The sequence below is a fragment of the Staphylococcus edaphicus genome, assembly GCF_002614725.1.
Lineage (GTDB): Bacteria > Bacillota > Bacilli > Staphylococcales > Staphylococcaceae > Staphylococcus > Staphylococcus edaphicus.
In genome coordinates this window covers 1-14,056 of the sequence record NZ_MRZN01000026.1, presented here as the reverse complement: position 1 = coordinate 14,056, position 14,056 = coordinate 1, and the positions used below count along the sequence as shown (strand labels likewise).

14 protein-coding genes are annotated in these 14,056 nt (G+C 35.0%); 7 read left to right on the top strand and 7 right to left on the bottom strand.

Going from position 1 to position 14,056, the window contains the following annotated elements:
* Positions 1-8: 8 nt before the first annotated feature.
* The 3 genes from fadX to BTJ66_RS12115 all read right to left on the bottom strand — a co-directional run bounded on the left by fadX (position 9) and on the right by BTJ66_RS12115 (position 3,229).
* On the bottom strand, positions 9-1,583 hold the full coding sequence (gene fadX / locus BTJ66_RS12125) for a fatty acid degradation protein FadX (protein ID WP_099091201.1): 1,575 nt from the start codon (positions 1,581-1,583) through the stop codon (positions 9-11).
* Positions 1,584-1,908: 325 nt separating this feature from the next.
* The gene (locus BTJ66_RS12120) at positions 1,909-2,478 is read right to left on the bottom strand and encodes a YqeB family protein (RefSeq protein ID WP_153043336.1); all 570 of its coding nucleotides are present in this window, start codon (positions 2,476-2,478) and stop codon (positions 1,909-1,911) included.
* Positions 2,479-2,641: 163 nt separating this feature from the next.
* Positions 2,642-3,229: a TetR/AcrR family transcriptional regulator gene (locus BTJ66_RS12115; protein WP_099091199.1), complete on the bottom strand. Its 588-nt coding sequence runs from the start codon at positions 3,227-3,229 to the stop codon at positions 2,642-2,644.
* A 168-nt stretch (positions 3,230-3,397) separates the two neighbouring features.
* On the opposite strand from BTJ66_RS12115, the gene BTJ66_RS12110 reads away from it, so the two are divergent.
* The 3 genes from BTJ66_RS12110 (at position 3,398) to BTJ66_RS13995 (ending at position 6,344) form a co-directional block, all read left to right on the top strand.
* Positions 3,398-5,089: a CocE/NonD family hydrolase gene (locus BTJ66_RS12110; protein WP_099091198.1), complete on the top strand. Its 1,692-nt coding sequence runs from the start codon at positions 3,398-3,400 to the stop codon at positions 5,087-5,089.
* A gap of 94 nt (positions 5,090-5,183) precedes the next feature.
* Positions 5,184-5,975, top strand: coding sequence for an FAD-dependent oxidoreductase (locus tag BTJ66_RS12105; RefSeq protein WP_338014382.1), 792 nt, complete (start codon positions 5,184-5,186; stop codon positions 5,973-5,975).
* Between the two features lie 21 nt (positions 5,976-5,996).
* Positions 5,997-6,344: an FAD-dependent oxidoreductase gene (locus tag BTJ66_RS13995; protein WP_338014383.1), complete on the top strand. Its 348-nt coding sequence runs from the start codon at positions 5,997-5,999 to the stop codon at positions 6,342-6,344.
* 92 nt (positions 6,345-6,436) lie between these two features.
* On the opposite strand, the gene BTJ66_RS12100 is transcribed toward BTJ66_RS13995, so the two are convergent.
* The 4 genes from BTJ66_RS12100 to BTJ66_RS12085 form a co-directional block, all read right to left on the bottom strand.
* Positions 6,437-7,816: an MFS transporter gene (locus BTJ66_RS12100; protein ID WP_099091197.1), complete on the bottom strand. Its 1,380-nt coding sequence runs from the start codon at positions 7,814-7,816 to the stop codon at positions 6,437-6,439.
* Between the two features lie 140 nt (positions 7,817-7,956).
* Positions 7,957-8,757, bottom strand: coding sequence for a Cof-type HAD-IIB family hydrolase (locus tag BTJ66_RS12095; protein WP_099091196.1), 801 nt, complete (start codon positions 8,755-8,757; stop codon positions 7,957-7,959).
* Between the two features lie 177 nt (positions 8,758-8,934).
* Entirely contained in the window at positions 8,935-10,356 is a 1,422-nt protein-coding gene (locus BTJ66_RS12090) for an APC family permease (protein ID WP_099091195.1), read from the bottom strand.
* Positions 10,357-10,750: 394 nt separating this feature from the next.
* The gene (locus tag BTJ66_RS12085; protein ID WP_099091194.1) at positions 10,751-11,050 is read right to left on the bottom strand and encodes a hypothetical protein; all 300 of its coding nucleotides are present in this window, start codon (positions 11,048-11,050) and stop codon (positions 10,751-10,753) included.
* A gap of 358 nt (positions 11,051-11,408) precedes the next feature.
* Between BTJ66_RS12085 and BTJ66_RS12080 the strand changes: the two genes are divergently transcribed.
* From BTJ66_RS12080 to BTJ66_RS12065, 4 genes are all read left to right on the top strand, one after another.
* A complete protein-coding gene (locus BTJ66_RS12080; protein WP_099091193.1) occupies positions 11,409-11,645 on the top strand; it encodes a FeoA family protein in 237 nt (78 codons plus the stop codon).
* The gene (gene feoB / locus BTJ66_RS12075; RefSeq protein ID WP_099091192.1) at positions 11,638-13,632 is read left to right on the top strand and encodes a ferrous iron transport protein B; all 1,995 of its coding nucleotides are present in this window, start codon (positions 11,638-11,640) and stop codon (positions 13,630-13,632) included. The genes BTJ66_RS12080 and feoB overlap by 8 nt, the downstream gene beginning before the upstream one ends.
* Before the next feature lie 12 nt (positions 13,633-13,644).
* Entirely contained in the window at positions 13,645-13,788 is a 144-nt protein-coding gene (locus BTJ66_RS14090; RefSeq protein ID WP_099091191.1) for a FeoB-associated Cys-rich membrane protein, read from the top strand.
* A gap of 113 nt (positions 13,789-13,901) precedes the next feature.
* Positions 13,902-14,056 (top strand): transposase (locus BTJ66_RS12065; protein WP_476662002.1); only part of this gene is annotated, 155 nt, incomplete at its 3' end.

Sequence of the window (14,056 nt, the reverse complement as noted above, 5' to 3'; positions counted from 1 at the left end):
CCCCTTATTTAAATACGATGTTCCGACTTAATTGCCTGGGACAAGCCTCCCCATTGTTCGCAATAAATATCACTGTTCATAACCTTGATATTATCTGCAATAATAGGTTTAAATGCCATATTTTCTAAAATATCAACTTCTAAATCTAATCCAGGTGCTATTTCAATCAATTTTAACCCCTTATGTGTCAATTCAAATACTGCACGTTCAGTTACAAAATAAACTTCTTGGCCTAAAGTCATTGCATGCGCTGCGTTAAAGTCAATACTATCAATTTTATTCACAAATTTTGAAGTACGCCCTTGTGCCTCAACTGTGACATTATTACTCGTGTATGATAGTTGACCCCCAACAACCATTGAACCTGAAAATACAATCGTCTTTACTGTTTGACTAATGTCTATAAAACCACCACAACCGTTCATCTTATCTCCAAACTTGGAAACATTAACATTACCCATTGGGTCAACTTCAGCAAAGCTTAGATAAGCTACATCCAAACCATTGTTATAGATAAAATCCCAGGTCATATCATGTCTCATTCGTGCACTCAAGTTATAATTCATACCAAAGTGCTCTCTACTGCTAATCCATCCGCCAAATACGCCAGTATCAATATTGGGCTGAACTAAGTGATTGGCGTGCTCTTCCAATAGAACATTTGATAACTCATTATTTATGCCAAAACCAATACTGATTACGTCTCCTTCACATAAAAATTGAGCTGCGCGTCTCAATATCACTTTACGGGTACCTAATTCGATATATGGTTCTCGCATTGCTGTGATTTGATAATGTCCTGACAGAGCAGGATCATATTGTGTTTGCATGACTTGTCTATGAAGTTTAGGATTCGTATTAACGACAATATAATCGACCAATTTACCTGGAATGAATACATCATTCGGATTAAAGTTACCATTTTGAACAATTGCTTTAACTTGAACAATGACTTTGCCATTATTATTATGTGCTGCGAGTGCTAAGCTATACCCTTCACCAAGATGCGCTTCATGCGTCATATAGATGTTACCATCCATATCTGCATAAGTACCTCTTAATAGCGCAATATCAATATCTGGAAAATGATACTGTAAATACGTCTCATTATTAATATCAATCAAAGAGACTAAATTTTCAGTAGTACGTTCATTAACTTTACCACCTGTGTATCGAGGATCTACATTGGTGTGCAAACCTATTTTAGATATAATACCCGGTGAAGCGTTCGTCTTGCTTCTATAATGTGTTGCAATCACACCTTGAGGTAAATAATATGCTTCGATCTCGTTATTACGCATTGCATTGATTGTTTCCGGTGATCCTGTAATAATACTTGTAATTAATCGCTTTATCATACCCCTTGTTGTTAATGAATCTAAATCATAACTATCACCACGATAATCACTAATATCATTTGCTAACATAATTGTAAAATCTGTGAACGATGCATCTTCATCATTATAGTCGACTAACGTTTTGAGTATCTCAGCTGGTAAATTAGCCGTTGATAAGGCTGCCAGAGCTATAACATCACCTTTGTTAACGATGTTTTTCAAATCTGAAAATGAAATAATTCTCATATAGGTGTCTCCTATCTTTGTTTAATCCAATTTGTTGCAAACTATTTTTCCCCTTTAAAAATCTCTCCTTTTTATGTAAATGTAAGCCCTTACATGTAATATACCATTATTTTTGAAAATTATGCAAAAATTTTAAGTTTTACAAATACAGAATATCTTTTTAAGGCGCCACTGACAAAGTTTAAACACATTAAGTCATCCACATAAATCTTCATTCACAGATTTTTTTCAAAAAAAACAATCCGCTTACCATGATGCATCTATGTAAGTAGATTGTCTTTTGATTCGCCATATTTTTATTTTGTTTCTATATCACTATCTATCATTATTTAATTAACCTGATATATTGAACTTTTTTAATGTCTTTAACGACAATACCTAGTTCTGATAAATCTGCTGTCAATTCGTCGCGCATGCTTTCTTTATCTTCTCTTATAGCTTCACGTCGTTTGTATAATATCTCATTTGCTTGTTCTGTGATTGAGGTATCATTGAGTTGCCATTGATAAAAATCTGCTTTATAAGGATCTTCGTCTTTCCATGGATACCATTCTTGATTAAATATCGATTGCAGACGGTCTTCACTATAATCGGTTTTAGCTCTAATGCGTTCGCGCCCATCTTTAATTAGGATAACCAGATCCTTTTTATCTTTGAAAATCGCCATAATATCCTTTTTCAAAATTTCTGTTTGCTTATCCTTAAAGTGAACACGTAATTTATCTCTTTCAACCGTTATCTTTAATACTTCACTATAAATATACATAGAAATAAAAATACCAACGATAAATACAATACCCACCAACATCCATACAAGCCAATCACTATGATAATGCTCTATCAAATCAAATATTTTATTGTCTCCAATAATTGGTATTTTCTTTACGAATAACAAATTTGCCTAAATAGCATATGCAATAGCAGTTAAAAGAAATGGCGTCAGCATGACTATCAATTTTTCTAACAAAGTTAATGTAATCTTGTTCATATTGAATGCTCCTATATAGCTATTTGATACTTACTATAAGTTATTCTTAATAACATCAAATAACCCCACTTTAAAATGATTGCTTTACGATGCCTACTGTTCCAACCGTCACAATATTATAAAAATGATGCACAAATTCTGCTTTTTCGATTCTATGTTCATCTTTCACCCAGTGTTTCAGTATCGAAATACCAGCACCTGATACATAACTCATAAAATAATCGAAGGGCATATTTCCAATCTTATTATCTGTACCTTTGTATGTGCTTAAATGGTTATATATGAGTGAATAGAGCTTTTCTTGCAACATAGATACTTTACCTAAGTCGAACATTAATTGATAAAAATCAATATTTTCATCAATATGCTCTATCAAATAGGACATAATATTTTTGACCATATCCATAGATGTGCTTTGTTTTTCCAACTGATAGAGTTCTTTTAAAAATGTTTGAAGATCTTCAATTTTTTCATTTTCCATATTTTCTAGTAAATCATATTTATCAACATAATATGCATAAAATGTGCCACGATTAATATCTGCTAAATCAGCAAGTTGTTGAACCGTTATATTTTCAAAATCATGTTCACTTAATAGCTGTAAAAATGAAGTTTTTATAGCTTGCTGAGATTTTCTAACTCTACGATCTTGTACCATTTTAACGATAGACCTCCATAAATTTAATCTTAATAAACAATTATTTATATACTGTTGTTTTTCATACAAACCATACAATGCTGATTGTTGTTAGTTGTTACTTCTGAGTTTAGGATAAAAGTGTATTTCAAAACAAACATTACCATATAGAGAAGGGATTTGAAATTTATGACTAAACAAATGCTAGGAAATCCAAAACTAAACGTGACACCTATAGATTCAGTATCAGACGGTACAAACCACATTGTCGTAGATAGTGTTCAATGCGGTAATCAAGCAATGATTATGGAAAAAAACATGCCTGTAACAATGCAAGATGGCGCTGTGCTATATGTCAATGCCTTTCGCCCAAATAAAAGTGGCACATTCCCGGTAGTGATATCTGCAGACACTTATGGTAAAGATAACAAACCTAAGATTACAAATATGGGTGCTTTATGGCCAACACTAGGTGCTATCCCTACTTCAAGTTTCACACCAGAAGAATCACCAGACCCTGGCTATTGGGTACCAAATGACTATGTTGTCGTTAAAGTTGCTTTAAGAGGTAGCACTGATAATAATAATGCACTCTATCCATGGGGACTTTCTGAAGCTAAAGATTATGCCGAAGTTATTGAATGGGCTGGTGTACAACCGTGGAGTAACGGTAATGTAGGTACAAACGGCGTTTCCTATTTAGCTGTAACGCAATGGTGGGTTGCTTCTTTAAATCCTTCACACTTAAAGGCAATGATTCCATGGGAAGGTTTAAACGACATGTATCGTGAAATAGCTTTCCATGGTGGTATCCCTGACACTGGTTTCTATAGATTTTGGTATGAAGGGATTATTGCAAGATGGCCAGAGACTCATGATATTGAAGACTTGAAAGCGGCACAGCAAAATCACCCGCACTTTGATGATTACTGGAAAGGCAAGCAAGCAAACCTATCTGCAATTCAAATACCTATGTTTGTGTGCGCTAGCTGGTCAACACAAGGCCTTCATAATCGTGGCACATTCGAAGGATTCAAACAAGCATCTTCTACAGAAAAATGGTTGAAAATTCACGGCCGTAAAGAATGGGAAACATACTATGCTCGCGAATCACTTGAACAACAGAAAGATTTCTTTGACTATTATCTTAAAGGGATTGATAACGATTGGCAAGATACACCAAAAGTAAGTTACGAAGTGAGAGATAAATTTTATCAAGGTCAAACAAAATCAGCATCCAACTACCCACTTCCAGACACTGAACCGACACCATTGTATTTAGATGCGCAACACATGACACTCAACAATCAGCCAATACAAACCGCTTCAAGTGTGTCCTATGATAGTGAAGCAACAGAAAATGACGAAGTAAGATTCAGCAAAACATTTAACGAAAATACGGAATTAACAGGTAATATGAAACTAAAATTATGGGTATCTGCGCAAACTGCTGATGATATGGATTTATTCGTAGGTATTAAAAAAATTAATCGCCAAGATGAAGAAGTGAATTTTCCAGACTTTAATCATATTGAAAATGGGCAAGTGGCGACAGGTTGGTTACGTGTATCTCATCGCGAATTAGATCAAAATAAATCTACACCCTTACAACCTTGGCACACACACGAAAGTGAAGTGAAGCTCAATACAGATGAAATCGTACCCGTAGAAATAGAAATCTTACCTTCTGGTACCCTATTCAAAAAAGATGAAAGTATCCAAGTTGTGATTAAAGGAAGCGAAGTTGTTAAAGGCAACAGTACACCAGGAATGAGCACACGTTACGAACATAGTGATACTGTCAATCAAGGCATACACACTATTTATACAGGCGACACATATGATTCACACTTACTTGTACCTGTTATACCAAATCATTAATATGATATATCCATACTAACTATACTCATTTTCATACAATATAACTGTTGTATGAAAATGAGCTATTTTTATTATTGAAAGGAGTCATTTAAAAATGACAATTGAAACTATATCTGAACTAAACAAATCACACGTTACCATCGTGGGTGCAGGCATGGGAGGTCTTGTCTTAGCGAGAGTATTATATCTTAAAGGTATTCCAGTCACAATTTACGAAGCTGAAGCTTCAACAGCATCACGCAAACAAGGTGGCAAATTAGATATTCATGAACGTGATGGTCAAATAGCGCTAGAAATCGCAGGGTTAACCACTGAATTTAAATCACTTATTCAAGAGGGTGGCGAAGCTTCACGTGTGGTTGATCAATATGGAACAATACTACTCGATGATCCTGACGATGGTACACATGGCCGACCTGAAGTACTTCGAGGTGATTTACGTGATATTTTATTATCATCATTACCTGAAGATGTGATTCAGTGGAATAAAAAACTGACACATATACAGACGTTGAGCGACAATCAACACCAATTAACATTTTCCGATGGTTCTATGATTACTACGCGTATACTCGTAGGTGCGGATGGTGCTTTTTCTAAAGTACGTCCTTTATTATCAGAAGCGACACCAGACTATGTTGGCATTGCTTCTGTAGAAACTTATTTGTATGATGTTGAGGCAAAACATTTAGATACTGCTAATATTGTTGGAGATGGTGCAATGTATGCCTTGTCACCAGGTAAAGGATTCCAAGCACATAGAGAGCCTAACAATACAATTCATACTTATGTCTCACTCAAACGTTCTAAATCATGGTTTGATAAAATCAATTTTGAAGACTCAGAACAGGCACTTACTCAAATAGCAGCGGAATTTGAAGGATAGCCAAAAGCATTAACCGCATTAATTAATGACAGCGAAACAGCACCTGTTTTACGTAAAGTATATGCTTTACCTATTGGACATTGTTGGGAGCGTGTACCAGGTATCACACTTATTGGAGATGCAGCACATCTAATGCCACCTGCAGGAGAAGGTGCTAATTTGGCTATGTTAGATGCTGCAGAGCTCGGTCAACTCATTGCTGAAACACCTGAAAATATTGAACAAGCTTTCACACAATATGAAACAAAGATGTTCCCTCGCAGTCAAGCAGCTGCAGCACAAGCCGATGTATTCCTCGACATGTTACTCGGAGAAGATACACCTCATGTATTAGCAAAAACGTTAACTGACACCTTAGATAGGGAATAATTATCGATTAAGACATGTAACCTACGTATAAATAACTGGGCCGAGACATATAACTGTCCCGGCCCAATTTGCTATAAATTCAAAACCTAAACCTAGGCTTTGATATTTTTCGGAATAATAACTTGTGCTAATATAACCCCAATAATCATAATCCCCATACCAACAAGTATAGACCACGTTGCTGCAACACTTGCACTATTTGAGACTTGTACTGCCGCGAATATCGTTGTATTCATAGCAATACCAAATGCGCCACCTAGTGTCGCACTCATTTTATATAATCCAGAGGCAAGACCGACCTTTTCATCAGGGATCGTTAAAATGGCAACGGTTAAACCTGGTGTTGCACATAAGCCATTACCAATGGCACATATGACAAAACCAAATGTAACAGCTGCAATATACCATTCGGGTGGTAATATCGTTAAACTTATGAACACAATCCCTATCGCAGGGAACACAGGACCTAACAGTAACATAGGTTTCCCTCCGTGTTTCATTGAAAGTTTTTCACCTAAACGAATCATTAAAATGGCCATAATGACATATGGCACCGTCACCAAACCTGATTGGAATGACGTTAATCCCATTTCTGTTTGTGCATACATATTGAACACAGTAGTCGTACCGATGCCTGTATTTAATACAAAATTGACTAGCGAAGATCCAACAAATCCACGGTTACGGAATAAGTCAAAGTCAATGAATGGTAGGTTTTTACGTCGTTCAACGAAGTAAAACACAATTGTTGAAATGATAAAGATAGCTAAACAAATAATCGAAAATGCACTAGTCCATCCTTGTTCAAATCCTTGTGTTGCAAATAGGGTAATACTTCCGATTAGTAAGGCAAAAATCAACATACCGATATAATCAAAAGGCCGCTTATCAATGACCTCTTTCGCTTCTTCTTTCGTACCAAGTAACAATACAAAAGCAATGATCGCTATAATTATTGACAAGATAAAATTGGATTGCCAATTAATATACGTAGCAATAAAACCACCGACCATTGATGCTAGGCCGATTCCGCCTACAGTTCCAATCATGAGATAACTGAATGCTCTACGCAGTTCTTTACCTTTAAACTGATCATTAAAAACGCCTACCGTTGCTGGTAATAATATGGCTGCTGATACCCCTTGTAGAATTCTACCAATAATCAGTAACGCCGTAATATCTGAAATAATAATGAATAACGACGCAATAATGCTTAAAATAATACCAAGATATGTCATTTTTAATCTGCCGATTTTATCTGACACATCTCCTGCACCTACCATGAATATACCTGTGGCGAATGAAGTGATACTCACAGATAAATTTAAAATACCGGGCGTAGTATTGTAGGTTTGTTGTACCGGTGTAGCTATATTGATAAACGATTGTGCAAAAAGCCAATAGGTTAATACGCTTAACACAATCGCTAAAATTACTTTATTGCCTGAGCGTGAATGTTGTTCTGTGCTCATGATGTAACACGCCTCCTAAACTCTATTCTGATACATATGATCATCATTATATGTACTAGTATGATAATATCATAGAAGCGCTATTTAAAGATGTTTAGTAAACGTTTACATCTAATTAAATTAGGTTTTGCAATATTTAATTATTTAAATCCAAGTAAAAGATTCAGTGTTTGAATCACACCATCTTCATCCTTATTTTTAGCAATTAAATTAGCTTCATTTTTTAATTCTGGATAAGCATTATCCATCGCTACTTTATATTTAGCAGCTTTAAATAAATCGATATCATTCATACCATCACCAAAGGCAATGGTTTCTGCTGGACTTATTTGCAATAAATTTTGAATACGACGTATCGTTGTGCCTTTATTCACGCCTAAATCTGCAATATCAATCCATTGTTCATCAGATGCAATAATATACACCTCTGATTCATAATGCTTAATTTGTTGGGCAGTATCTTTACAATTGCCTTTGGCATCATGAACTGAAATTTTCAAAAAATCTTCCTCAACGTCTGAAAAGTCATTAATATATGTTACTTCTTGATAGGAACCATGAACGATGCTTTTCTCTGATTCAGATATATCATGAAGTACATAAGCACATGAAGCAGTACAGCCTAAAATAGTTTGCGTGGGATCAATATCACGGATGGTTTGAATAATTTCTTGTCCTTTGTGATTATCAATCGTGGCATTATATATAAAATTACCGTTATACTTGATTCTCGTTGCACTATCTCCAACGATAAATGTATCTTTCACTAAATCCCCTATGATATTTTCAACCCGCTCGCATTGCTTACCCGTACAAAATACAAAACGAATGTGGGCTTGCGCACATTGTTCTTTTAATAATTGAAACGCTTCGCTATTAAATTGGCTATCACTATTTAAAAATGTACCATCCATGTCTGTCACGATGAGTTTAATATCCACCAAAACACCCCTTTATTTATGTCAATATATTAATTGTATCTATTTATATATTGAATGTATATGATTACGGTGACCTAATATTTCGAAGCATATGATATTCAAAAACGAAAAAATCGACACTGGATTTTCTATTTTGAAAATCCAGTGTCGATATAGCTCATCATTCATTTGAAATGCTTATTTTTGCTGACGATTTGTCTTCCATAGATAAAATAGATAATACACAATACCTATGATAAACCAAACGAGTGTATATATTTTTGCCTGTCCGCTTAAGCCCCAAAATACCGCGAATACACACACAAAGATAATGATTGGCATGATTGGATAGAGTGGTAGTTTAAATGCTGGCAGTGGTAAGTCCTTGCCTTCTCTCTTACGCAAGGCATATATCCCAATCGTAACAAACATAAAGGCGACTAAGGCACCTGCGGATATTAATTGTGCTAAGAATCCAAATGGAAATACTGCGCCGATTACTACGGCAACAATAGACAGAACAATTAATGCACGGTTTGGTAAATTTTTATTATTTAACTTTCCAAGCCAAGACGGAAGGATACCATCTCGACCGAAAGAATAAAGTAAACGCGAACCTGCTAACATCATACCGATTAATGCAGTAAACATACCGATCACTGAGATAGCTTGAACGATAATGGCAATCGTACCATATCCACTTGTCCGTAATGCCCAGCCTACTGGTTCGGCATTGTTTTTGTATGAACTATAGTCAAACATACCGACTAATACGAGCGCTACAACGATAAATAATGTTACGGCAATCAACAACGATCCTAGAATACCTCGGGGCATGGTTTTCTGAGGGTTGATCGCTTCACCAGAATTAGCTGCGATAGAGTCAAAGCCAATATATGCTACGAAGATAACTGAACTTCCTGCATAGATACCTTGCCACCCTCCAAAAGCACCTGCCGCAGTTTCTTTATACTCAGGTATAAATGGAACATAATTACTAAGGTCTACAACTGATAAGCCTACTATGATAAATAAGAAAATCGCGAGTACTTTGAGTACTACTAATGTATTTTGAACACGTGCCGTTTCGGAAGTCCCACGAGATAACAACAATGCAGTAATCACAACTACTACTGCAGCGATCAAGTCTAACACACCACCATCTGTTCCCAACGAATTAGATAGTGAATTGGGCAATGAAATATGGAAGGGGTCTAACAACCCTCTTAAATTAGCAGAAAAACCTGAAGCAACGAACGATACTGCAATCAGATATTCAGCAATTAATGCCCATCCGACAATCCAACCAAAGAACTCTCCAAATAAAATACTAATCCATGTATATGCCGAACCAGCAAATGGCATCACTGTAGCCATTTCAGCATATACAAATGCGACCATTGCAGCTACAATCGCCGCCATTAAAAATGATAGACTCACAGAAGGACCCGTATGATCTGCGGATACTACACCGGGCAATGTGAAAATTGCCGTAGACACTATGGTACCTACACCAAGCGCTAAAAAGTCTTTTACTCGTAATGTACGCTCTAAATGTGCATCTTTATTTTGATATTGAGATACATCTGCTTTTCGAAACATGCTATGTATAAGATTCATTTTGTACTTCTCCTTGCTATATTTAAAACAAACATGTAGTTAAGTATAATGATTTTTAAAACTAATGTATATGGCATTTTAGAAAGAATTAACTTTTATTAAGTTTTTTATGGTTATATTTTGATGCTTAGCAATTTAAGCGCTGACCTGCGATTCCATTGCATTTTCAACTTACATGTTTTGTTCTCATATGCATATACACAAATTCAAATTATACGTATAGATGCATTAAATCAAGACAGTAAAGTTAGATAATAACTTTAAATGTTCTGTTTATACACACTGCTTCATTGTGTTTTAATAAAAAAAATGCTGATAAACTTGAAAGAATTATTAATACATTCCAAAGTTTACCAGCATCTGATTTCAGTTAAGACTGCCGTTTGATATACATTTAATGTGCCATGCGCTTCAGTACTTCTAGCTGTATCACTTTTAATGCTTCGTTAAACTCACGATTTGTACTTTCTTGTGCATTTACAACTAATAAATCAATCAATTCTCCATCACTTTTTTCACTGACTTCGTGTTCAAATTGATGTAGATGCGCTTCTGAGGTCTTCGCATTATGCTTTTCTATTTGATAATATTGATCTGCTCCCAATCCACCTTCTTCAATCATGATAGAAATACCACTTGAACGCGTTTCATTTACTCTTTTTACTTTGATACGTTTATTTTCACGGATAGCCATTTGAATCCCTCCCACATGCATGTAAATTTTACAAATACCAGCTGCCTTTTATCTTACGTCCCTTTGATTGGATTGAGCTCAAATCACCTAGTTGTCGTTAACCTTTATGTATCCTCATCATTTTATTAATGAAAAAATTTATTTATGTCATATATCGATGTTAACTATAGTGTAATATTGCACACGAAATAATACAATCTCTTTGCTCATTTTTTAATCATATTAAACTATTAAATTTATATGCATATGACATCAACATTTAACAAAATATTCAGAAATTGGGTCTATACTGTACTTCTATTGTATACATTATAATTATATAATTGATAATGATTATTATTATGAAAGAGTGATGTATATGTTGAATTTAAAGACTGGAATTTTAGAAAAAAACTATAAAGTGACGGATTTAAAAATTAAAAACAAACACATGCGTCAACGTTTAAATGCATTAGGTTTAAATCAAGGGACAAGTGTGAAAATCAAACAGAAATGTTTGTTTAAGGGGCCTTGTATTCTAGAAATTAATGGGCAAAACTTAAGTATTCGCGGTTGTGATGCATGTCAGATTTTTTTAGAGGAAGCACATGGTTAATCATTATTGTATTATTGGAAATCCCAATGTAGGAAAAACATCATTATTTAATGCACTCACTGGTACATACGAATACGTCGGTAACTGGAGCGGTGTAACGGTAGAGAAAAAGGTCGGGCGTCTTAAAGGACATGCTGGGAACCTTATTGATTTACCAGGTATTTATGAATTATCCCCTATATCCAAAGATGAAACCGTTGTGACTGACTATTTATTAAACGAATCTTTTGCTGGCATGATAAATATCATAGATGCCAGCCAATTAAAACGTAATTTACAACTTACTGTACAATTAATGGAATTGGGCGCACCATTGATTATTGGTTTGAATATGGTGGATGTCGCTGCAAAACGTGGCATTCATATTGATCAGAACGCACTGCTTAAAAAATTAAAAGTGCCTTTACTGCCCATTATCGCTCGAAATGGCAAAGGTACACAAAAGCTATTAGATGCTCTAAAAGATCAGCACTTATCTAGCAATCGCCCTTTACATATTGACTATGGTACTGAAATTGAGAAAGCTATAACTGAAATCACGCAACAATTAAACAGTCACAGTAACTTTGAACCACAACTTTATCGATTTATCGCAATCCAATTCTTGTTAGATAATCCAAAAGTGAAAGATCTCCTTAGTTCACAGTTAATCGACATTATAATGCCTATACGTCAACAATTAGATGCTACTTTAACTCGTTCTATTAGGGAAGTCATTCAACAACGACGTAACACATACATAGATACGCTTTTAGAAGATACCGTGATTTACCCAGATGAAGAGCGTCAATATTTTTCTTCACGTCTAGATAAAGTCTTGACCAATAAATATGTAGGTATTCCAATATTTTTAGGAATCATGTGGCTAATATTTCAAATTACGTTTACATGGGTTGGAACACCGATATCGGATCAAATTGATGCATTCATAGGTGGCACACTTACCGACACTGTTAAATCAGTCATGGATAATATAGGACTATTTCCATTTTTACAAGATTTAATTACTGATGGCATCATTGCTGGTGTGGGGGCGGTTATTGTATTCGTACCTCAAATCTTAGTGCTGTTCTTCTTTATTTCATTATTAGAAGACTCTGGATATATGGCACGTATTGCTGTGCTAATGGATAGAATTATGGAAGTCTTTGGTTTAAGTGGTAAATCTTTTATTCCTATGATCATTGGCTTTGGCTGTAATGTACCTAGTATTATGGCTGCACGTAGTATTGAAAGTGAAAAGGAACGTCTAACAACAATCTTAATTGCACCTTTCATGTCCTGTTCTGCACGTTTACCGGTATATGCACTTTTCGTTGGAGTATTCTTCAAACAACATCAAGCACTTATTGTGCTTAGCCTATACGTATTAGGTATTGTTGTTGCCTTAGCTACAAGCGTATTAATTACAAAAACAGTCATGAAAAATGACGACACCATATTTATTGTCGAATTACCAACATATCGAATGCCATCTGGTAAGACACTTTGGAGAAGCACTTGGGAAAAGGCCAAAGGTTTTGTTAAAAAGGCAGGGACATTCATTTTCGCTGGTTCTGTTGTAATTTGGTTACTGAATTATACGGGGCCAAGTGGATTTAATGTAGATGTTAACGATAGCTTTTTACATTCAATCGGTAGCTTCTTTGCAATTTTAGTAGCCCCGTTAGGATTCGGTACTTGGCAAGCAGGTGCAACTTTAATCCCTGGTTTCCTTGCTAAAGAAGTCATCGTAAGTTCAATGGCCATTATCTATGCTTCAGATGAATCTGGTTTAGTTAATATCATTCAAGAACAATTCACACCTTTATCTGCGTATGCCTTTATGATCTTCATTCTATTATATATACCATGCTTATCAACTGTCGCAACCATTCGTAAAGAAACATATTCTTTAAAGTGGACCATCTTTGCCGTAGCATATCCTTTAGTTACTGCGTATGTGTTGACGTTGCTATTCTATCAAATCGGCAATCTATTTATTTAAGGAAGTGATTTTATGACGCTTATAGTCAACATTCTATTTATTATGGCAATTTTTAGTTACACTATATTCACACTCACTAAATTTTTGAAAAAATCTAAAGCCGGTAAATGTACTTCATGTGGTATTAAAGACGGTTGTCACACCGGTGAAAAATGAGAATTTAACTGAAATTATTGTAAAAAAGGTTACTTAGCTATACTATCAATTGATTAAGGCATATACATCTAATGTATGTGCCTTAATCAATTGATAAAAGAGATCAATATGAAATGATTTCTATCTCTGAATTAGTCCCTAATAATCATTTATTACGTAAAGTCGATACGATATTAGATTTAAATTTTGTGTATGAACTTGTCGAAGACAAATATTGCCTTGATAATGGTAGACCATCTATAGATCCTGTTATTTTAGTAAAAATATT

What these genes read in the sequence shown, in the direction of transcription:
- fadX (WP_099091201.1), bottom strand. Translation starts at nt 1,583, where the DNA reads ATGAGAATTATTTCATTTTCAGATTTGAAAAACATCGTTAACAAAGGT.
- BTJ66_RS12115 (WP_099091199.1), bottom strand. Translation starts at nt 3,229, where the DNA reads ATGGTACAAGATCGTAGAGTTAGAAAATCTCAGCAAGCTATAAAAACT.
- BTJ66_RS12110 (WP_099091198.1), top strand. Translation starts at nt 3,398, where the DNA reads ATGACTAAACAAATGCTAGGAAATCCAAAACTAAACGTGACACCTATA.
- BTJ66_RS12105 (WP_338014382.1), top strand. Translation starts at nt 5,184, where the DNA reads ATGACAATTGAAACTATATCTGAACTAAACAAATCACACGTTACCATC.
- BTJ66_RS12100 (WP_099091197.1), bottom strand. Translation starts at nt 7,816, where the DNA reads ATGAGCACAGAACAACATTCACGCTCAGGCAATAAAGTAATTTTAGCG.
- BTJ66_RS12090 (WP_099091195.1), bottom strand. Translation starts at nt 10,356, where the DNA reads ATGAATCTTATACATAGCATGTTTCGAAAAGCAGATGTATCTCAATAT.
- BTJ66_RS12085 (WP_099091194.1), bottom strand. Translation starts at nt 11,050, where the DNA reads ATGGCTATCCGTGAAAATAAACGTATCAAAGTAAAAAGAGTAAATGAA.
- BTJ66_RS12080 (WP_099091193.1), top strand. Translation starts at nt 11,409, where the DNA reads ATGTTGAATTTAAAGACTGGAATTTTAGAAAAAAACTATAAAGTGACG.
- feoB (WP_099091192.1), top strand. Translation starts at nt 11,638, where the DNA reads ATGGTTAATCATTATTGTATTATTGGAAATCCCAATGTAGGAAAAACA.
- BTJ66_RS14090 (WP_099091191.1), top strand. Translation starts at nt 13,645, where the DNA reads ATGACGCTTATAGTCAACATTCTATTTATTATGGCAATTTTTAGTTAC.